The sequence below is a fragment of the Stenotrophomonas sp. genome (genome assembly GCF_059505245.1).
Window position 1 is genome coordinate 80,258 of record NZ_JCACKF010000016.1, and the last position, 15,378, is coordinate 95,635.

Genomic DNA, 15,378 nt, shown 5'->3' on the forward strand with positions numbered 1-15,378 from the left:
TCCCGCATTCGCGGGCTTCGGTTCCCCTCACATCCGGAAATTCTTCATGTCGACCCTGACACGTCGGCCGCTGCGTGCGGCCGGGCGGGTCGTCGCCGTGTTGCTGGGCCTGGCCCCGGCGGCATCGGTGATGGCGCAAGCCGCCCCTTCCTACGACACCCTGCTTGAACGCCTGGACCAGCTGCCCGGCACCCGCGTCGGTGCGGCGCTGGCCGAGGCCGCCGACGCGCGCGCCGACCAGGCCCGTGCGTTGCCCAACCCTTCCCTCTCTTACTCCGCCGAAAACGCCTGGGGCACCGGCTCCTATGGCGGCATGGGCAAGGCCGATACCGTGCTCACCCTGTCCCAGCCGCTGGAGGTCTGGGGCCAGCGTGGCGCGCGTGTCCGTGCCGCCCGTGCCGAGGCACAGGCCGCCAACCTGCGTGGTGCCCAAAGCCGCAGCGACGTGGCCAGCCAGCTGGCGGTGGTCTATGCACAGGCGGAAAGTGCACTGCGCCGCTACACCCTGGCCGAAGAAGCACTGAGCCTCACCCGCGCTGACGCCAACGCGGTCAACGCGATGGTCAAGCAGGGCCGCGAGCCGCAGCTGCGCGCCGTGCAGGCGCAGAGCGAAGTCGCCAACGCCAGCGCCGCGCTGGATGAGGCGCAGGCCTTCCGCGATGCCGCGCTGGCCCGCCTGGCCGGTGCCGCGCTGCTGGATGCGCCGGTGCAGTCGATCGGCGACAGCCTGCTCGACCGCGCGCCGCCGTTGCCACGCGGTGCCACCGATACCGCGCTGGCGGTGCGCATCGCCGAAGCCGAAGCGGATGCGGCGGGCAAGCTGGTCGACGTGGAGCGCAAGCGCGCCCTGCCCGACCTGAGCGTCACTGCCGCGCAGACCCGCTTCCGCGAGGGGGGCGAGCGCGCCTACAACCTCGGGGTCAGCCTCAGCATCCCGCTGTTCGACCGCAACCGCGGGGGCATACGCGCCGCCAATGCCGACCAGCGCGCGGCCGAGGCACGCCTGGACCAGCAGCGCCGCGACAGCGAGGCGGCACGCCTCTCCGCGGTGGCCGGTTTGAAGGCCGCCGGCAGCCGTACCCGCGCCGCCGATGAAAGCGTGGTCGCCGCCGAAGAGGCGTATCGCCTGGCCCGCATCGGCTTCGACGCCGGGCGCATCTCGCAGCTGGAACTGCGCAGCACGCGCAGCGCCCTCATCGCCGCCCGCGGCACCGCCGTGGATGCGCGCCTGTCGCGCGTCGCCGCGGAAATCGATCTTGCCCGCCTTGAAGGGCGCGCACCTTTTGTGGAGGTCCCATGACGCTCTCCCGTACTTTCCCGCTGATCGGCGGCGTGCTGCTGGCCGCGCTGCTGGCCGGCTGCGCTGGCAACGCGCAGACGCCTGCCAATGAAGACCCGGCTGCGGCCAAGGCCGGCACCGACGATGGCCACGGCCATGCCGCCGACAGCAAGGAGGCCAAGGCCGAATCCGCAAAGGCGCCCGCCGATGGCGATGAGGGTGTCGTGCAGCTGACTCCTGAGCAGATCAAGGCGTCCGGTATCGAAGTGGTCGCGGTCGGTCGTGGTGGCGGTAGCTCCACGCGCCTGTCCGGCCGGGTCGAACCGTCGGTCGGTGCACGCGCCTCGGTGGCGTCGACCGTGACCGGCCGCGTCGAACGCGTGCTGGTCGCACCGGGCACCGCGGTGAAGCAGAACCAGGCACTGGCGATCGTGGTCAGCGGCGAAGCGGCGGTGTTCCGCGCCAATGCGCTGGCCGCCTCGGCCGAAGCCGAGGCCGCGCGCCTGGCCTATGGTCGCGACAAGGCGCTGGTCGACCAGGGCGTGGTCGCCCGCCAGGAGATGGAAGCCTCGCGCGCACGGTCGCTGGCGGCACAGGCCCAGGCCGCTGCCGCGCAGGCCCAGGCCGCTGCCAACGGTGCGCCCGATGCCAGTGGCCGCGTGCGCATCACCAGCCCGGTGGCCGGCATCGTCGGCAACGTGCAGGTCACTCCGGGCGGTGTAGTCGCCGCCGGCAGTGCAGTCGCCGATGTCGCCGACCCGACAATGAACGAGCTGGTGTTCACCGCACCGCCGGCGCTGGCCGCACAGGTCACGCCCGGCATGACGCTGGAAGTGAGCGTGCCGGGTGGCAGCTTCACCGCCACCGTCACCGGTTCGGCCGCCGATGTGCGCCAGCAGGGCGGCGTCGCGGTGATCCGCGCCACCCCGGTGGATGCGTCGCTGCCGCCGGCCGGTTCGCCGGTCTCGGCCGTGGTGGTCACCGAAGGCCGGGACGGTTCGCTCAGCGTCCCGGCCGATGCAGTGCAGAACGTTGATGGCAGCAGCGCGGTGTTTGTCGCCGTCGAAGGTGGCTTCAAGGCGCAGCCGGTCCTGGCCGGGCGCCGTGCCGGTGACCGCATCGAGATCCTCGCTGGGCTGACCGGCAGCGAGCGCATCGTCGGTGCCAATGCCTTCCTGCTCAAGGCCGAGCTGGCCAAGGGCGAAGCCGAGCACGGCCACTGAGGAGGCGACCATGTTCAAGCTGATCATTGAAACAGCGGTGCGCCACCGCTGGCTGGTGGTGTTCATGGCCGCGTTGATCGCCGCGGTGGGCCTGTTCCAGCTGGGCAAGCTGCCGATCGACGCGGTGCCGGACATCACCAACCGTCAGGTACAGATCAACACGGTGGCACCGGCGCTGACACCGGAGCAGATCGAGCGGCAGGTGACCTATCCGCTGGAAACCGCGCTGGCCGGCATCCCCGGCCTGACCACCACGCGTTCGCTGTCGCGCAATGGTTTCTCGCAGGTCACCGCGATCTTCACCGATGCCACCGACATCTACTTCGCCCGCCAGCAGGTGGCCGAACGCATGCGCGAGGCATCGGAAGACCTGCCCGATGGTGCATCACCGATGCTGTCGCCGGTCACCACCGGCCTTGGCGAGGTGCTGATGTGGACGGTGGACTTCACCGCGTTCGATCCGGCCAAACTGGCCAAACCCGATGAAGCGGGCTGGCAGGCCGGCGAGGTCTACCGCACACCGGAAGGCAACCTGCTGCGTACGCCCGAAGAACGTGCGACCTACCTGCGCACCGTGCAGGACTGGATCATCGCGCCGCAGATGCGTTCCAGCCCGGGGCTGGCCGGCGTCGATACGGTTGGCGGCTACGTCAAGGAATACGGCGTGCATCCGGACAGCGCCAGACTGGCCGCGCATGGCCTCGGCCTGGCCGACCTGGTCACTGCCCTGCAGCGTTCCAACGTGCAGGCCGGTGCCGGCTTCGTACAGCGTGCCGGCGAGGGCCTGGTGGTACGTGCCGACGGCCTGGCGCTGACCACCGACGACCTGGCACAGGCCCCGGTGGCGACCCGCAATGGCGTGGTGGTACGCGTAGCCGATGTGGCCACGGTGGAACTGAGCCGCGCGCCGCGGCTGGGTGCGGCCAGCCGCAACGGCCATGAAGCCGTGCTGGGCACCGCGCTGATGATTGCCGGTGGCAACAGCCGCACCGTGGCCCAGGCAGCGGCCGCGCGCCTGGAACAGGTAAACAAGTCACTGCCGGCCGACATCGTGGCGGCACCGGTGCTGGACCGCAGCGTGCTGGTCAATTCCACCATCAAGACCGTCGCCAGGAACCTCACCGAGGGCGCGCTGCTGGTGGTGGTGGTGCTGTTCCTGCTGCTGGGCAACCTGCGTGCGGCAACGATCACCGCGCTGGTGATTCCGCTGTCGTTCCTGTTCGCAGTGATCGGCATGAACCGCTTCGGCATCAGTGGCAACCTGATGAGCCTGGGTGCGCTGGACTTCGGCATCCTGGTGGACGGTGCGGTGATCGTGGTCGAGTCGACACTGCTGATGCTGGGCCAGCGCCGCGCCGAACTGGGCCGTGCGCTGACCGCGATGGAACGCCTGCGCGTAGCCGCCGATTCGGCCATTAAGATGGCGCGCCCTGCGGCCTTCGGCCAGCTGATCATCCTGCTGGTGTTCGCGCCGATCCTCACGCTGGAGGGCGTGGAGGGCAAGACGTTCCACCCGATGGCGGCCACGTTCATGCTGGCCCTGGTCGGTGCCTTCCTGTTCTCCTTCACCTTCGTGCCGGCGATGGCCGCGCTGCTGGTGCGCGAGCCCAAGGTGAAGGACGGCGATGCGCACGCGGACGACGGCGAGCACGAAACCAGGCTGATCCGCGTGCTGCGTGCGCGCATCGAACCGGTGGTGCGCAAGGCCGTGGCGCACCCGCGCACGGTGCTGGCCGGTGCGGTGATGATGGTGGTGGTGGGCATCGGCGCGTTCTCGCTGCTGGGCCGCGAGTTCATGCCGACCCTGGATGAAGGCAACGTGGCGATGCAGGCCCTGCGCGTGCCATCGACCTCGCTGGAGCAGTCACTGGCAATGCAGCTGGCGCTGGAAAAGGCGATTGCCAAGCAGCCGGAAGTGGAAACCGTGTTCTCGCGCACCGGTACCGCCGAGGCGGCGATCGACCCGATGCCGACCAACATTTCCGACAGCGTGATCGTGTTGAAGCCACGCAAGGACTGGCCCGATCCGACGCTGGCCAAGGACGCACTGGTGGCGCGCTTCGAGAAACTGGCCGGGCAGCAGCTGGGCAACAGCTTCGAGTTCAGCCAGCCGATCGAGCTGCGCTTCAACGAACTGATTTCCGGCGTGCGTACCGACCTGGCCGTAATGATCTTCGGTGATGACTTCAGCCAGCTGCAGAAGGTGGCCGACCAGGTGGCGTTGAAGCTGCGTGCGGTGGATGGCGCGGCCGACGTGCGGGTGGAACAGATCTCCGGCCTGCCCACGCTCAACGTGGCGATCGACCACGTGGCGGCGGCACAGTACGGGTTGAGCGCTGCAGATGTGAGTGATGCGCTGTCCACCGGCATCGGCGGTACCACGGCCGGCAAGATCTTCGAAGGCGACCGCCGCTTCAACGTGGTGGTGCGCCTGGACGATGCCTCGCGCAACGATCCGGACCAGCTGGCCTCGCTGCCGATCGCCACGCCATCGGGGCTCGTGATTCCGTTGTCGTCGGTGGCGCGCATTACCGTGAGCGAAGGGCCGAACCAGATCAGCCGCAACAACGGCAGCCGCCGCGTGGTGGTGCAGGCCAACGTGCGCGGTCGCGATCTGGGCGGCTTCGTCGGCGAGGCGCAGGCTGCGGTGGCCGACGTGGCGCTGCCGCCGGGCGCCTACCTGACCTGGGGCGGTCAGTTCGAGAACCTGCAGCGCGCGGAGAAGCGGTTGGCAACCGTGGTGCCGGTGGTGTTCCTGCTGATCGGCAGCCTGCTGTTCATGGCCCTGCGCAGCGGCAAGGAAGCCATTCTGGTGTTCAGCTGCGTGCCGTTGGCGCTGGTCGGTGGCATCCTCGCGCTGCTGCTGCGAGGCATGCCATTCTCGGTATCGGCGGCAGTTGGCTTCATCGCCGTCTCCGGCGTGGCCACGTTGAACGGCCTGGTGCTGATGCAGGCGATCCGCGAACGCCTGGATGCCGGCGACCTGCCGCTGCAGGCGGCGATCAACGGTGCCTCGAGCCGCATCCGCGCGGTGCTGACCACGGCGCTGGTGGCGATCGTCGGCTTCATCCCGATGGCGATTGCCAGCGGTTCCGGTGCGGAGGTGCAGAAGCCGCTGGCCACGGTGGTGATCGGTGGCCTGATCACCGCCACCGTGCTGACCCTGCTGGTGCTGCCGACCTTCGCAGCACGGGTGGCCAAGCCGCGGCCGGTGGGGTGAGGCGAGAGGGGGTCGGAGCCCTTTCCACAGGAAAGGGATCCGACCCCGTGACCGGGTCGGGTTGCCGGCCAGCGGCCGGCACTACCCTCGCACGGTCAGGCCTTCTTGCGCTCGGCGATGTAGGCCTGGATCTGCTGTTCCAACACCGGCAGCGGCACCGAGCCCTGCTTGAGCAGGGTGTCGTGGAAGCCCTTGATGTCGAACTTGTCGCCCAGCTCCTTCTCGGCCTGCGCACGCAGGCGCACGATGGCGATCTCGCCCAGCTTGTAGCTCAGCGCCTGGCCAGGCCAGGAGATGTAGCGGTCCACCTCGGTGGTCACTTCATGCTCGCTCAGCGCGGTGTGGTCACGCAGGTAGGCCAACGCCTGCTCGCGGGTCCAGCCCTTGCTGTGCACGCCGGTGTCGATCACCAGGCGCGCGGCACGCCACATCTCGTAGGTCAGGCGGCCGAAATCCTCGTACGGGGTTTCGTAGATGCCCATCTCCACGCCCAGTTTCTCGCAGTACAGCGCCCAGCCTTCGCCATAGGCGGAGATGTAGGCGTTGCGGCGGAACTCCGGCAGGTTCTTCTGCTCGGCGGCGATCGCGCCCTGCAGCGAGTGGCCCGGATCGGATTCATGCAGGGTCAGCGCCGGCAGGTTGTACAGCGGGCGCGACGGCAGGTTGTAGGTGTTGAGCCAGTAGGTGCCCATGCCACCGCGGCCGGCCGTCCAGAACGGTGCGATGTCCGGCGGCACCGGCACGATGGTGAAGCGCGCGCGCGGCAACGTCATGTACTTGCCCAGCTGGCCGTCCGCCCGCTTGGAGATCCACGCGGCACGCGACAGCAGCTCTTCCGGTGTCTTTGCATAGAACTGCGGATCGGTACGCAGGAAGGTCAGGAACTCGGCGAAGCTGCCCTTGAACTTCACCTGCTTGATGATGTCGTTCATTTCCTTCTGGATGCGCTCGACCTCGCCCAGGCCGATGCGGTGGATCTCGTCCGGCGACAGGTCCAGCGTGGTGTATTCGTGGATCTGCTGCCGGTAGTACGCCTTGCCATCGGGCATCGCTTCTGCGGCCAGGGTGGTGCGCGCCTGTGGCACGTACTCGTTGACGAAGAAGGTGCGCAGCTGCTGGAACGCCGGCACCACCTTGCCGCTGATCGCCGCGCGCGCCTGCGCCTGCAGCCTGGCCTGCTCGGCGGTCGGGATGGTGGTGGGCAGCTTCTTGAACGGCGCGTACAGCGGCGATTCGGTCGGGTCCTTCAGCTCGGCGACGGTGGCGATGGACACTTCGCGGCCATCGAGCACCGCGCGCGGCACGCTGAAACCACGCTTCAGGCCGGCGCGCATGTTCTCGGTCTGCTGGCCGAAGTAGCGCGGTACATCATTCAGGCGTGCGATGTAGTTCTGGTAGTCCTGCACGGTCTTCATCTCGCGCCGGGCCATGAAGGACAGGTTGGACCAGAACGAGGAATCGGCGTTGAACGGCATCTCGTAGCCGCGCAGGCGCGTCTCTTCGGCCAGGTTGAACACCTGGTCGTGGTAGATCGCGTAGTTGACCTGGTTGTCGGCCGACAGGGTCTTCGGGTCGATCTTCTTCAGCGCGGCCAGGGTCTCGTCCCACACCTTCAGGCGCGCCTGCTGCGCGGCCGGGCCGACGTCGGGCATGCGGGTGGCGTTGGCCGGGGCGTCCTCGTCCTCGCTGGCCTCGCCACCGCCCTGCTGGCGCCACTTCCATTCCTTCTCGTACAGCGCGCGGAAGGCGGCGTCGGCGGGCGATTCAGTAGCCACGCCGGACGGTGCGGCGGGGGCGGGCGGCGCGGCCAGGGCCACGGCGGGGGCGGACAGGGCGATCAGCAGGGCAACGGCAAGACGGGTTTTCACGAGCACAGGTTCCCGGGAAGGCAGACCCCGATCATGGCACCGCCCATCGCCCGTGGCATGGGACGAAGGTCCTGCCTGCGCAGCAGACCGGGGCCCCGGTAGCCGCCAACCTTGGTTGGCGCTGGGTTCCCCGTGTGCCAACCAAGGTTGGCAGCTACCAGGCACGGTAGCCAGGTACGCAGTAGACCCACGTCATGCGTGGATGCGCCGCGGATCCGGACGGGGTGATCCGGACGGGGTCAGAGCCCTTTCCCATGGAAAGGGATCCGACCCCGGGGCCTCAGTGGCTGGCCTTGTCTCGCTTCCAGCCGCGGTGCTTGATGTCCAGGTGCAGGCTGTACAGCGCGGTGAACGCCGGGAACAGGTTCTGCAGCACGCCCACCGAGTCCTGCTTGGCCGAGAACAGGAAGTAGCTCAGCGTCATCAGGCTGCCGAGCACGCTCATGTACCAGAACAGGCGCGGGATCACCGGCTTGCCGGCGCGCTTGGACGCGACGAACTGGACCAGCCAGCGGCCGCCGAACATCAGCGCGCCGGTATAGCCGATCAGCTTCCAGCCGGTCACGTGCAGGCCGGTCCAGTACAGCCAGGTCAGCGGCTGGTCGAGCCAATGCAGCTCCAGATCCATCAGCGCTCCTCCACCGCGGTGCGCTTGCTGCGGGTGATCAGCCAGGCCACGCCACGCAGGTCGCGGATGCCGACCAGCGCGCGGCCGAGGTTGTTGTACTTGGACACGCCAGCGGTACGGTGGCGGTGGTTGACCGGCACGCTGGTGGTCTTCCAGCCGGCGCGCTGCATCAGCGCCGGCAGGTAGCGGTGCATGTGGTCGAAGTACGGCAGGTCGAGGAACGCGCTGCGTTCGAACAGCTTGATGCCGCAGCCGGTATCGGGCGTATCGTCGCGCAGCATGCGTGCACGGATGGCGTTGGCCCATTTGCTGGCCCAGCGCTTGCTGCCGCTGTCCTGGCGGTTGACGCGCCAGCCGGCGAACAGCTTCACCTGCGCCTCGGCGGCGTCGCGTGCGGCGAGCAGCTTGGGGATATCGGCCGGATCGTTCTGGCCATCGCCATCCAGGGTCGCGATCCACGGCGCGCGCGCGTGCTTGACGCCGGTGCGCACCGCGGTGCTCTGCCCGCTCTGGTTCACATGGTGCAGCACGCGCAGTTCCGGGGTGGTCGCCTTCAGTCCCTGCAGCACCGCCAGGGTGTCATCGCGCGAGTGATCGTCGATGTAGACGATTTCGAACGGCAGCCGGCCACGCAGCGCGGCGGTGATTTCGGCGACCAGCGGGGCGACATTGTCGCGCTCGTTGAATACCGGGACGACAACGGAAAGCTCGGGTTGGCTCATAAGGCACTCGGCCAAAGGGGGGACAAAGACCGCGCATTCTCCGCTGCCGAGGTTATCCGAAGATGAACCCCGCGGCGTGAGGATCCATCCTCAGGCGCGATCGCCAAAATACTCGCGGCACCACTGCACCACAGGCGGCAGGCCTTCTTCGATCGGGGTCACCGCATCGAAGCCGAAAGCGTCATGTGCGCGCCGGGTATCGGCCATCGTGCGCACCATGTCGCCGGGCTGCATGGGCTTGTACACCTTCTGCGCGGGGCGGCCGGCGGCCTGCTCGATCACGCTGATGAAGCGCTCCAGCTCGACCGGCGTATGGTTGCCGAGGTTGAACACCCGGTGCGGCACCGGGCCGTCGGCCGGGTGCGCGAGGGCGCCGAGGATACCGGACACAATGTCGGAGACATGTGTGAAATCGCGCTGCATGCGGCCCTCGTTGAACACGTCGATCGGCCGCCCGGCCAGCACCGCGCGGGAGAACAGCAGCGGTGCCATGTCCGGCCGGCCCCACGGGCCATACACGGTGAAGAAGCGCAGGCCGGTGGCATGCAGGCCGTACAGCTGCGCGTAGGTGTAAGCCATCAGCTCATTGGCCGCCTTGGTCGCCGCGTACAGCGAACGCGGCTGGTCTACGCGCTGGTCCTCGGAGAACGGCGGCGTGGCCGAATCGCCGTAGACCGAGCTGCTGGAGGCATACACCAGGTGCTGCACGCCGCGGTGGCGGCACAGTTCGAGCATGTTGACGAAGCCGACCAGGTTGCTGTCGACGTAGGCGTGCGGGTTTTCCAGCGAATAGCGCACGCCGGCCTGGGCGGCCAGATGGATCACCGCCGTCGGCTGCACTTCATCGAACAGCGCAGCCAGGCCCTCGCGGTCGGTCAGGTCCAGCGCGCGCAGGTCCAGCGACGGGCACAGCGCGGCCACGCGGTCGCGCTTGATCTGCGGGTCGTAGTAATCGTTGAAGTTGTCCAGGCCGACCACGGCCTGGCCGGCCTCCAGCAGTGCGCGGGCGGTGTAGGCACCGATGAAGCCGGCAGCGCCGGTGAGCAGGATGGTCATGGCAGGGGCCTGGAAACGAAGTTCAGGCCCCTGATGTTACCGGTCTCAGAACAAACCGAAACGCTTCTTCGCCACGTTGGTGCGGCCGGGTTCGATTACATCCTGGATCCTCTTCGCGTCGAAGCGGTCGAGCAGCGCCTCGGCGCCCTTCCTCAGCTTCAGGTCCATCTCTTCGGGGTACAGCGGGACCAGGCTCATGAAGCTGATGGTCTTGCCGTCGTCCAGTTCCAGCGTGGCAAAGTCCTCCGGGGTGGTTACCGGCGTCAGCACGATGGCGCCGTCGAAGCCCACGCCCGGCGCATAGGGCTCGCTGGGATGGCCGTTGGGAATGGTGTGGCCGAAGCCCAGCCAGGTGTCGTACTCGTGCGGCAACCGCGCCATGCCCTTCAGCAGGCGCACCGGCCAGTAATTGCGCTCGTCCTCGAAGGCGTCCTGGGAGATGGGCCAGTCCGCCGGCAGGGTCACCATCAGTTCCATGTAGCGCGGCACGTCCGGGTCCACCTCGGCGGGCACGGTCATCGGCAGGTCGCTCATGCCGGAGGTGACCAGGCGCAGGTAAGGGCAGTGGTCATTGGCCGGCACCACGTGCACGTCGATGTGCACCAGGTCGGAGATGATCTCGTGGAAGACACCGGACACCGGGCCCAGATGGCGTTCGAGGTGGGCGCTGATCGCCTCGATGTGGCGTTCTTCGCCGGTGGCGAGCACGAAGTCCTTTTCGCGGCGATGTACCAGTATCTGGGTGCCGTCCGGGCTGACGTCCTCGTATTCGTTGCTCATATCCTGCTCCCTGGATGAGGCCACGGACCGGAAGGCAGTGCATTCCCACGGCGCGCGCGGCGGTACGTTCCCTGTCATTGGCGGGACACGGCAGGAACGGGCCGCGCCCCCTGTCACTGCGCCGGGCTCAGCCCTGGCGCGTGCGCAGCTTTTCCAGCACGCCGTCCAGGGTATCCAGGTCGGTGTAGTGGATGATCAGCTTGCCCTTGCCACCGCGGCCATGATTGATCGCCACCTTGGCGCCCAATGCTTCGGACAGTTCGGTTTCCAGCGAGGCGATGTCGGCCTGCTGCACCTTCGGCGTGGCCGCCGGGCGGTTGCTCGGCACCTTGCCGGCGGCGAAGGCCTGCGCACGGCGCTCGACCTCGCGCACCGACCAGCCTTCATCGGCTGCTTCCTGGGCCAGCTTGCCGGCCAGCTCGGGAGCCAGGGTCAGCAGCGCGCGGGCGTGGCCCATTTCCAGGCGGCGGGTTTCCAGCAGCAGGCGGATCGCCACCGGCAGCTCCAGCAGGCGCAGCAGGTTGGACACCGCCGCGCGCGAGCGGCCGACGGCCTCGGCGGCCTCGGCATGGGTCAGGGTGAACTCGCTGATCAGGCGCTGCAGCGCCTCGGCTTCTTCCAGCGGATTGAGGTCTTCGCGCTGGATGTTCTCGATCAGCGCCATCGCGATGACGGTGCGGTCTTCCAGCTCGCGCACCACCACCGGCACTTCGTCCAGGCCGGCCAGCTGCGATGCGCGCCAACGGCGTTCACCGGCGACGATTTCGTAGTTGCCTGCCGGCAGCTGGCGCACCAGGATCGGCTGGATCACGCCCTGCGACTTGATCGAGTCGGCCAGCTCGGACAGCTTGCCCTCGTCCATCTCGCGGCGCGGCTGGTACTTGCCCGGCTGCAGCTGGCCGACCGGCAACTTGCGCAGCACTTCACCCGGCAGCGGCTCGATCACCGCGGTGGTGGCCTGCACCTGGCTGACCGCGCCTTTCGGGCCCAACAGCGCATCCAGGCCACGGCCGAGGCCTCGCTTCTTGGCTGCCGGCTTGCTGCTGGTCATCAGACGATCTCCACGGCCTTGCCGGCCTTGTTGCGTTCGTTGTTGCGGCGGATGATCTCGCCGGCCAGGCCCAGGTAGGCCACGCCACCGCGCGAGGCGCGGTCGTAGCCGACGATGCTCTGGCCATGGCTGGGTGCCTCGGCCAGGCGCACGTTGCGCGGCACGATGGTGCGGAACACGCGGTCGCCGAAGTGCTCGGTGAGCTCGGCCGACACTGCGTTGGCCAGGTTGTTGCGCACGTCGAACATGGTGCGCAGCACGCCTTCGATCTCCAGCGCCGGGTTCAGGCTGGTGCGCAACGCTTCGATGGTTTCCACCAGCGCGCTCAGGCCTTCCAGCGCGTAGTACTCGCACTGCATCGGCACGATCACCGAGTCGGCGGCGGCCAGCGCGTTGAGCGTCAGCAGCGACAGCGCCGGCGGGCAGTCGATCAGGATGTAGTCGTACTCGTCGCGGATCGGCGCCAGCGCGCGCTTCAGGCGCTGCTCGCGCTCGCTCTGGCCCATCAGCTGGATCTCGGCGGCGGTCAGGTCGATATTGCCGGGCAGCAGGTCGTAACCCTCGGCAGTCTGCACGCGTACATCGGCAGCGCTGTTCTCGCCGAGCAGCAGGTCACAGGTGGAGGCGGCCAGCTCGCGTTTGTCCACGCCACTGCCCATGGTCGCGTTGCCCTGCGAATCCAGGTCGACCAACAGCACGCGCTTGGGTGCGTTGGCCAGGGAAGCGGCCAGGTTGACGGCGGTCGTGGTCTTGCCGACGCCACCCTTCTGGTTGGCGATGGCGATGATGCGGGCCATGCGGGTGTGCCTCGTCGACGTGTGCTGGGACCGGTCATTATGCGTACAACCGGCCCCTTGCGGAAATCGTGGATCGCCAACCCGTTGTTCCACAAGGGGCTGGCGGCGGGAATCAGGGGCCTGTAACAGTGACCAGGTGGCGTTCGCCGGCTAGGCCGGGCACGCTCAACGGGGTCACCTCACGCACCTGCCAGCCCGCCGGCAGGTCCGCGATCTCCTCATGCGGGTGGACGCCCTTCATGGCCAGCAACACGCCGCCGGGGCGCAGCAGGTGGCCACCGACGCGGACGATGCCGGCCAGGGTGTCCATCGCGCGCGCGGTCAACTGGTCGTAGCGGCCGGCCTCGTCCAGCGCCTCGGCGCGCGACTCGGCCACGCGGGCGTTGCCCAGGCCGAGCTGGCGCACGGCTTCGCGCATGAAGCGCGCCTTCTTGCCGTTGCTCTCGACCAGGGTGACCTGCAGGCCCGGGCAGGCGATCGCCAGCGGGATGCCGGGCAGCCCGGGGCCGGTGCCAAGGTCGGCCAGGCTGCCGTCGGCCACGAACGGCTGCATCGCCAGCGAGTCGAGCAGGTGGCGGGTGACCATCTCCTGCGGGTCGCGGATGGCGGTGAGGTTGTAGGTGCCGTTCCAGCGGTGCAGCAGGGCCAGGTAGCGCAGCAACGGCGGCGCCAGCGCGGCGTCCAGGCCCATGCTGGCCAGGCCCTGTTCCAGCGTGGCAGACACGCTGGCGGGAAGTGGGTGTTCGCTCATGCCGGCATTATCGCCGGTTTTGCGCGCCGATTCCCCGCTTCAGTGTGGATACCAGGCCAATGCGGCGCGGAACTGGCCGCTGGCCTGCCACTCGTGCAGGTGCCAGCGCGCGGCCTCGCCCAGTTCCGGGTCGCACCAGCGCAGGTGCAGGGCGCCATCGGGCCCGGGCGCCAGCTGCAGGCGGTGCAGGCCGAACGAGATGCCCTGCCCATGCGCCTTGAGGATGGCCTCCTTGACGCACCACACGCGGAAGAACCAGTGCTCGCGCCCGGCCTCATCCAGGCGTTCCAGCCAGGCCACCTCCTGCGGGTGGAAGAAGCGCCGCACGATCTCCAGCAGGCGCGGTCGCGGCCGCAGCAGCTCCAGGTCCACGCCCAGCCGCACGCCTTCGCCCAGCGCCACCAGCAGCACCTCGCCGCTGTGGCTCCAACCGGTGCCGTAGTGGGCCAACGGGCCGCTCAGTTCCGGCCGGCCCTTGTCATCGCGGACCAGCGGCAGCGTCTGCGGGTCGGCGCCCAATGCCTGCGCCAGCACCTGCCGCGCCTGCGGTTCACCACGCTGGCCCGGCACATGCGGGCGCCGCCAGACCGTCACCGGACCGAAGCGCCACGGGCCATCGAGGGTGGCTGGCAGGCTCATCCGCACACGCCCATCACGCAATTCCACGACGGGTTCACAGCCCTGCGCGTCAACTGGTCACAGTTCCCCACCGGAGGTTCGATCATGGGCATCATCATCTGGCTGATCGTCGGCGGCATCGTAGGCTGGCTGGCCAGCATCATCATGAAGCGCGATGCCCAGCAGGGCATCATCCTCAACATCGTGGTCGGCATCGTCGGCGCGCTGATTTCCGGCTGGCTGTTCGGCGGCGGCATCAACGAAGCGATCACCCTCCGCACCTTCCTGTTCTCGCTGATCGGTGCGGTGATCCTGCTGGCGATCGTCAACCTGTTCACCCGCAAGAGCATACGGTGATCTGAGGGTAGTGCCGGCCACTGGCCGGCAGATGTTCCAGAACGGGCCCGGCAATCGTCGGGCCCCGTTCGTTCAACCGATCTGCACCCAGGCCGGCGCATGGTCACTCGGGCGTTCCCAGGTGCGCGGCTCGCGGTCGATGCCCGAGGCCACCGCACTGCCCTTCAGCGCGTCTGAGACCAGGGTCAGGTCGATGCGCAGGCCCAGGTTGCGGCGGAAGCCGGCGGCACGGTAATCCCACCAGCTGAAGGTGCCCGCCTCGTCATTGTGCAGGCGGAAGCCATCGTGCAGGCCCAGCTGCAGCAGCTTGTTCAATGCGCCGCGCTCGGCGGTGGAGGTCAGGATGTGGTTGTCGTTCCACACCGCCGGGTCGTGCACGTCGCGCGCGTCCGGGGCGATGTTGAAGTCGCCCATCACGATCAGCTTCGGGTGGCGCTGCAGCTCTTCGGCGATCCAGGCATGCACCGCTTCCAGCCAGCGCAGCTTGTAGTCGTACTTGTCGGTACCGATGTCCTGGCCGTTGACCACGTACAGGTTGATCACCCGCAGGTCGCCGAAGGTGCCGGCGATGACGCGCTTCTGCTCGTCCTCGAAACCGGGAATGCCGATCTGCACGTCCTGCGCCGGCTCACGCGACAGCAGCGCCACGCCGTTGTAGGTCTTCTGGCCGGCGAACACGCTGCGGTAGCCCGCGGCGATCAGCGCCGAATCGGGGAACTTGTGGTCCTCCAGCTTGGTTTCCTGGATGCCGACGATGTCCGGGCCGAACTCCCTGAGCCACTGCTCCAGGTGCGGCAGGCGGACATTGAGCGAATTGACGTTCCACGAGGCGATTTTCATGGGGGCATTCTACCCGGGCCAGCTTTGGTAGACGCCAACCTTGGTTGGCGCACGGCCCCCGCGTGCCAACCAAGGTTGGCACCCACCGGTAGTGCCCGGGGCGGGGCGGCCGCCCCCCCAAACAAAGGCGACACCCCCCCCAATTCGCCCCCCCCCCCGGCCCCCCCCCCCCAGCCCGGCGGCAAAAC

General features: G+C 68.4%; 14 protein-coding genes. 4 read left to right on the top strand and 10 right to left on the bottom strand.

The window, feature by feature from the left end:
- Window positions 1-46 precede the first annotated feature (46 nt).
- Genes AC5JLE_RS06860 through AC5JLE_RS06870 form a run of 3 tightly spaced genes read left to right on the top strand, consistent with a single transcriptional unit; the run spans window position 47 to window position 5,722 of the window.
- Window positions 47-1,300, top strand: a complete 1,254-nt coding sequence (locus tag AC5JLE_RS06860) for a TolC family protein (protein WP_049407169.1) — start codon at window positions 47-49, stop codon at window positions 1,298-1,300.
- Window positions 1,297-2,502 carry an efflux RND transporter periplasmic adaptor subunit gene (locus AC5JLE_RS06865; RefSeq protein ID WP_049407166.1) on the top strand — a complete coding sequence of 402 codons (1,206 nt, stop codon included), beginning with the start codon at window positions 1,297-1,299 and terminating at the stop codon, window positions 2,500-2,502. The genes AC5JLE_RS06860 and AC5JLE_RS06865 overlap by 4 nt, the downstream gene beginning before the upstream one ends.
- A gap of 10 nt (window positions 2,503-2,512) precedes the next feature.
- Window positions 2,513-5,722 (top strand): efflux RND transporter permease subunit, encoded by a 3,210-nt coding sequence (locus tag AC5JLE_RS06870; protein WP_049442091.1) that lies wholly within the window; start codon window positions 2,513-2,515, stop codon window positions 5,720-5,722.
- Between the two features lie 95 nt (window positions 5,723-5,817).
- Here AC5JLE_RS06870 and AC5JLE_RS06875 read toward each other — a convergent pair whose 3' ends face one another.
- From AC5JLE_RS06875 to AC5JLE_RS06915, 9 genes are all read right to left on the bottom strand, one after another.
- A complete protein-coding gene (locus AC5JLE_RS06875) occupies window positions 5,818-7,590 on the bottom strand; it encodes a DUF885 domain-containing protein (RefSeq protein WP_496065144.1) in 1,773 nt (590 codons plus the stop codon).
- 280 nt (window positions 7,591-7,870) lie between these two features.
- The gene (locus AC5JLE_RS06880; protein ID WP_014648879.1) at window positions 7,871-8,218 is read right to left on the bottom strand and encodes a lipid-A-disaccharide synthase N-terminal domain-containing protein; all 348 of its coding nucleotides are present in this window, start codon (window positions 8,216-8,218) and stop codon (window positions 7,871-7,873) included.
- Complete coding sequence (locus AC5JLE_RS06885; RefSeq protein ID WP_005420380.1) at window positions 8,218-8,940, bottom strand: glycosyltransferase family 2 protein; 723 nt, start codon at window positions 8,938-8,940, stop codon at window positions 8,218-8,220. The genes AC5JLE_RS06880 and AC5JLE_RS06885 overlap by 1 nt, the downstream gene beginning before the upstream one ends.
- A 90-nt stretch (window positions 8,941-9,030) precedes the next feature.
- The gene (locus AC5JLE_RS06890; protein ID WP_014648881.1) at window positions 9,031-9,996 is read right to left on the bottom strand and encodes an NAD-dependent epimerase/dehydratase family protein; all 966 of its coding nucleotides are present in this window, start codon (window positions 9,994-9,996) and stop codon (window positions 9,031-9,033) included.
- Window positions 9,997-10,041: 45 nt separating this feature from the next.
- A complete protein-coding gene (locus AC5JLE_RS06895) occupies window positions 10,042-10,776 on the bottom strand; it encodes a suppressor of fused domain protein (RefSeq protein ID WP_496065145.1) in 735 nt (244 codons plus the stop codon).
- Window positions 10,777-10,903: 127 nt separating this feature from the next.
- On the bottom strand, window positions 10,904-11,827 hold the full coding sequence (locus AC5JLE_RS06900) for a ParB/RepB/Spo0J family partition protein (RefSeq protein WP_014648883.1): 924 nt from the start codon (window positions 11,825-11,827) through the stop codon (window positions 10,904-10,906).
- Window positions 11,827-12,624, bottom strand: coding sequence for a ParA family protein (locus tag AC5JLE_RS06905; protein ID WP_014648884.1), 798 nt, complete (start codon window positions 12,622-12,624; stop codon window positions 11,827-11,829). The genes AC5JLE_RS06900 and AC5JLE_RS06905 overlap by 1 nt, the downstream gene beginning before the upstream one ends.
- Before the next feature lie 112 nt (window positions 12,625-12,736).
- The gene (gene rsmG / locus AC5JLE_RS06910; protein WP_032957829.1) at window positions 12,737-13,375 is read right to left on the bottom strand and encodes a 16S rRNA (guanine(527)-N(7))-methyltransferase RsmG; all 639 of its coding nucleotides are present in this window, start codon (window positions 13,373-13,375) and stop codon (window positions 12,737-12,739) included.
- A 39-nt stretch (window positions 13,376-13,414) separates the two neighbouring features.
- Window positions 13,415-14,014, bottom strand: a complete 600-nt coding sequence (locus tag AC5JLE_RS06915; protein WP_046433275.1) for a 4'-phosphopantetheinyl transferase family protein — start codon at window positions 14,012-14,014, stop codon at window positions 13,415-13,417.
- A gap of 84 nt (window positions 14,015-14,098) precedes the next feature.
- Between AC5JLE_RS06915 and AC5JLE_RS06920 the strand changes: the two genes are divergently transcribed.
- Entirely contained in the window at window positions 14,099-14,350 is a 252-nt protein-coding gene (locus tag AC5JLE_RS06920; protein ID WP_014648887.1) for a GlsB/YeaQ/YmgE family stress response membrane protein, read from the top strand.
- A gap of 72 nt (window positions 14,351-14,422) precedes the next feature.
- Here AC5JLE_RS06920 and xth read toward each other — a convergent pair whose 3' ends face one another.
- A complete protein-coding gene (gene xth, locus AC5JLE_RS06925; RefSeq protein WP_401730159.1) occupies window positions 14,423-15,190 on the bottom strand; it encodes an exodeoxyribonuclease III in 768 nt (255 codons plus the stop codon).
- Window positions 15,191-15,378: the final 188 nt, after the last annotated feature.

What these genes read in the sequence shown, in the direction of transcription:
- AC5JLE_RS06860 (WP_049407169.1), top strand. Translation starts at nt 47, where the DNA reads ATGTCGACCCTGACACGTCGGCCGCTGCGTGCGGCCGGGCGGGTCGTC.
- AC5JLE_RS06865 (WP_049407166.1), top strand. Translation starts at nt 1,297, where the DNA reads ATGACGCTCTCCCGTACTTTCCCGCTGATCGGCGGCGTGCTGCTGGCC.
- AC5JLE_RS06870 (WP_049442091.1), top strand. Translation starts at nt 2,513, where the DNA reads ATGTTCAAGCTGATCATTGAAACAGCGGTGCGCCACCGCTGGCTGGTG.
- AC5JLE_RS06880 (WP_014648879.1), bottom strand. Translation starts at nt 8,218, where the DNA reads ATGGATCTGGAGCTGCATTGGCTCGACCAGCCGCTGACCTGGCTGTAC.
- AC5JLE_RS06885 (WP_005420380.1), bottom strand. Translation starts at nt 8,940, where the DNA reads ATGAGCCAACCCGAGCTTTCCGTTGTCGTCCCGGTATTCAACGAGCGC.
- AC5JLE_RS06890 (WP_014648881.1), bottom strand. Translation starts at nt 9,996, where the DNA reads ATGACCATCCTGCTCACCGGCGCTGCCGGCTTCATCGGTGCCTACACC.
- AC5JLE_RS06895 (WP_496065145.1), bottom strand. Translation starts at nt 10,776, where the DNA reads ATGAGCAACGAATACGAGGACGTCAGCCCGGACGGCACCCAGATACTG.
- AC5JLE_RS06900 (WP_014648883.1), bottom strand. Translation starts at nt 11,827, where the DNA reads ATGACCAGCAGCAAGCCGGCAGCCAAGAAGCGAGGCCTCGGCCGTGGC.
- AC5JLE_RS06905 (WP_014648884.1), bottom strand. Translation starts at nt 12,624, where the DNA reads ATGGCCCGCATCATCGCCATCGCCAACCAGAAGGGTGGCGTCGGCAAG.
- rsmG (WP_032957829.1), bottom strand. Translation starts at nt 13,375, where the DNA reads ATGAGCGAACACCCACTTCCCGCCAGCGTGTCTGCCACGCTGGAACAG.
- AC5JLE_RS06915 (WP_046433275.1), bottom strand. Translation starts at nt 14,014, where the DNA reads ATGAGCCTGCCAGCCACCCTCGATGGCCCGTGGCGCTTCGGTCCGGTG.
- AC5JLE_RS06920 (WP_014648887.1), top strand. Translation starts at nt 14,099, where the DNA reads ATGGGCATCATCATCTGGCTGATCGTCGGCGGCATCGTAGGCTGGCTG.
- xth (WP_401730159.1), bottom strand. Translation starts at nt 15,190, where the DNA reads ATGAAAATCGCCTCGTGGAACGTCAATTCGCTCAATGTCCGCCTGCCG.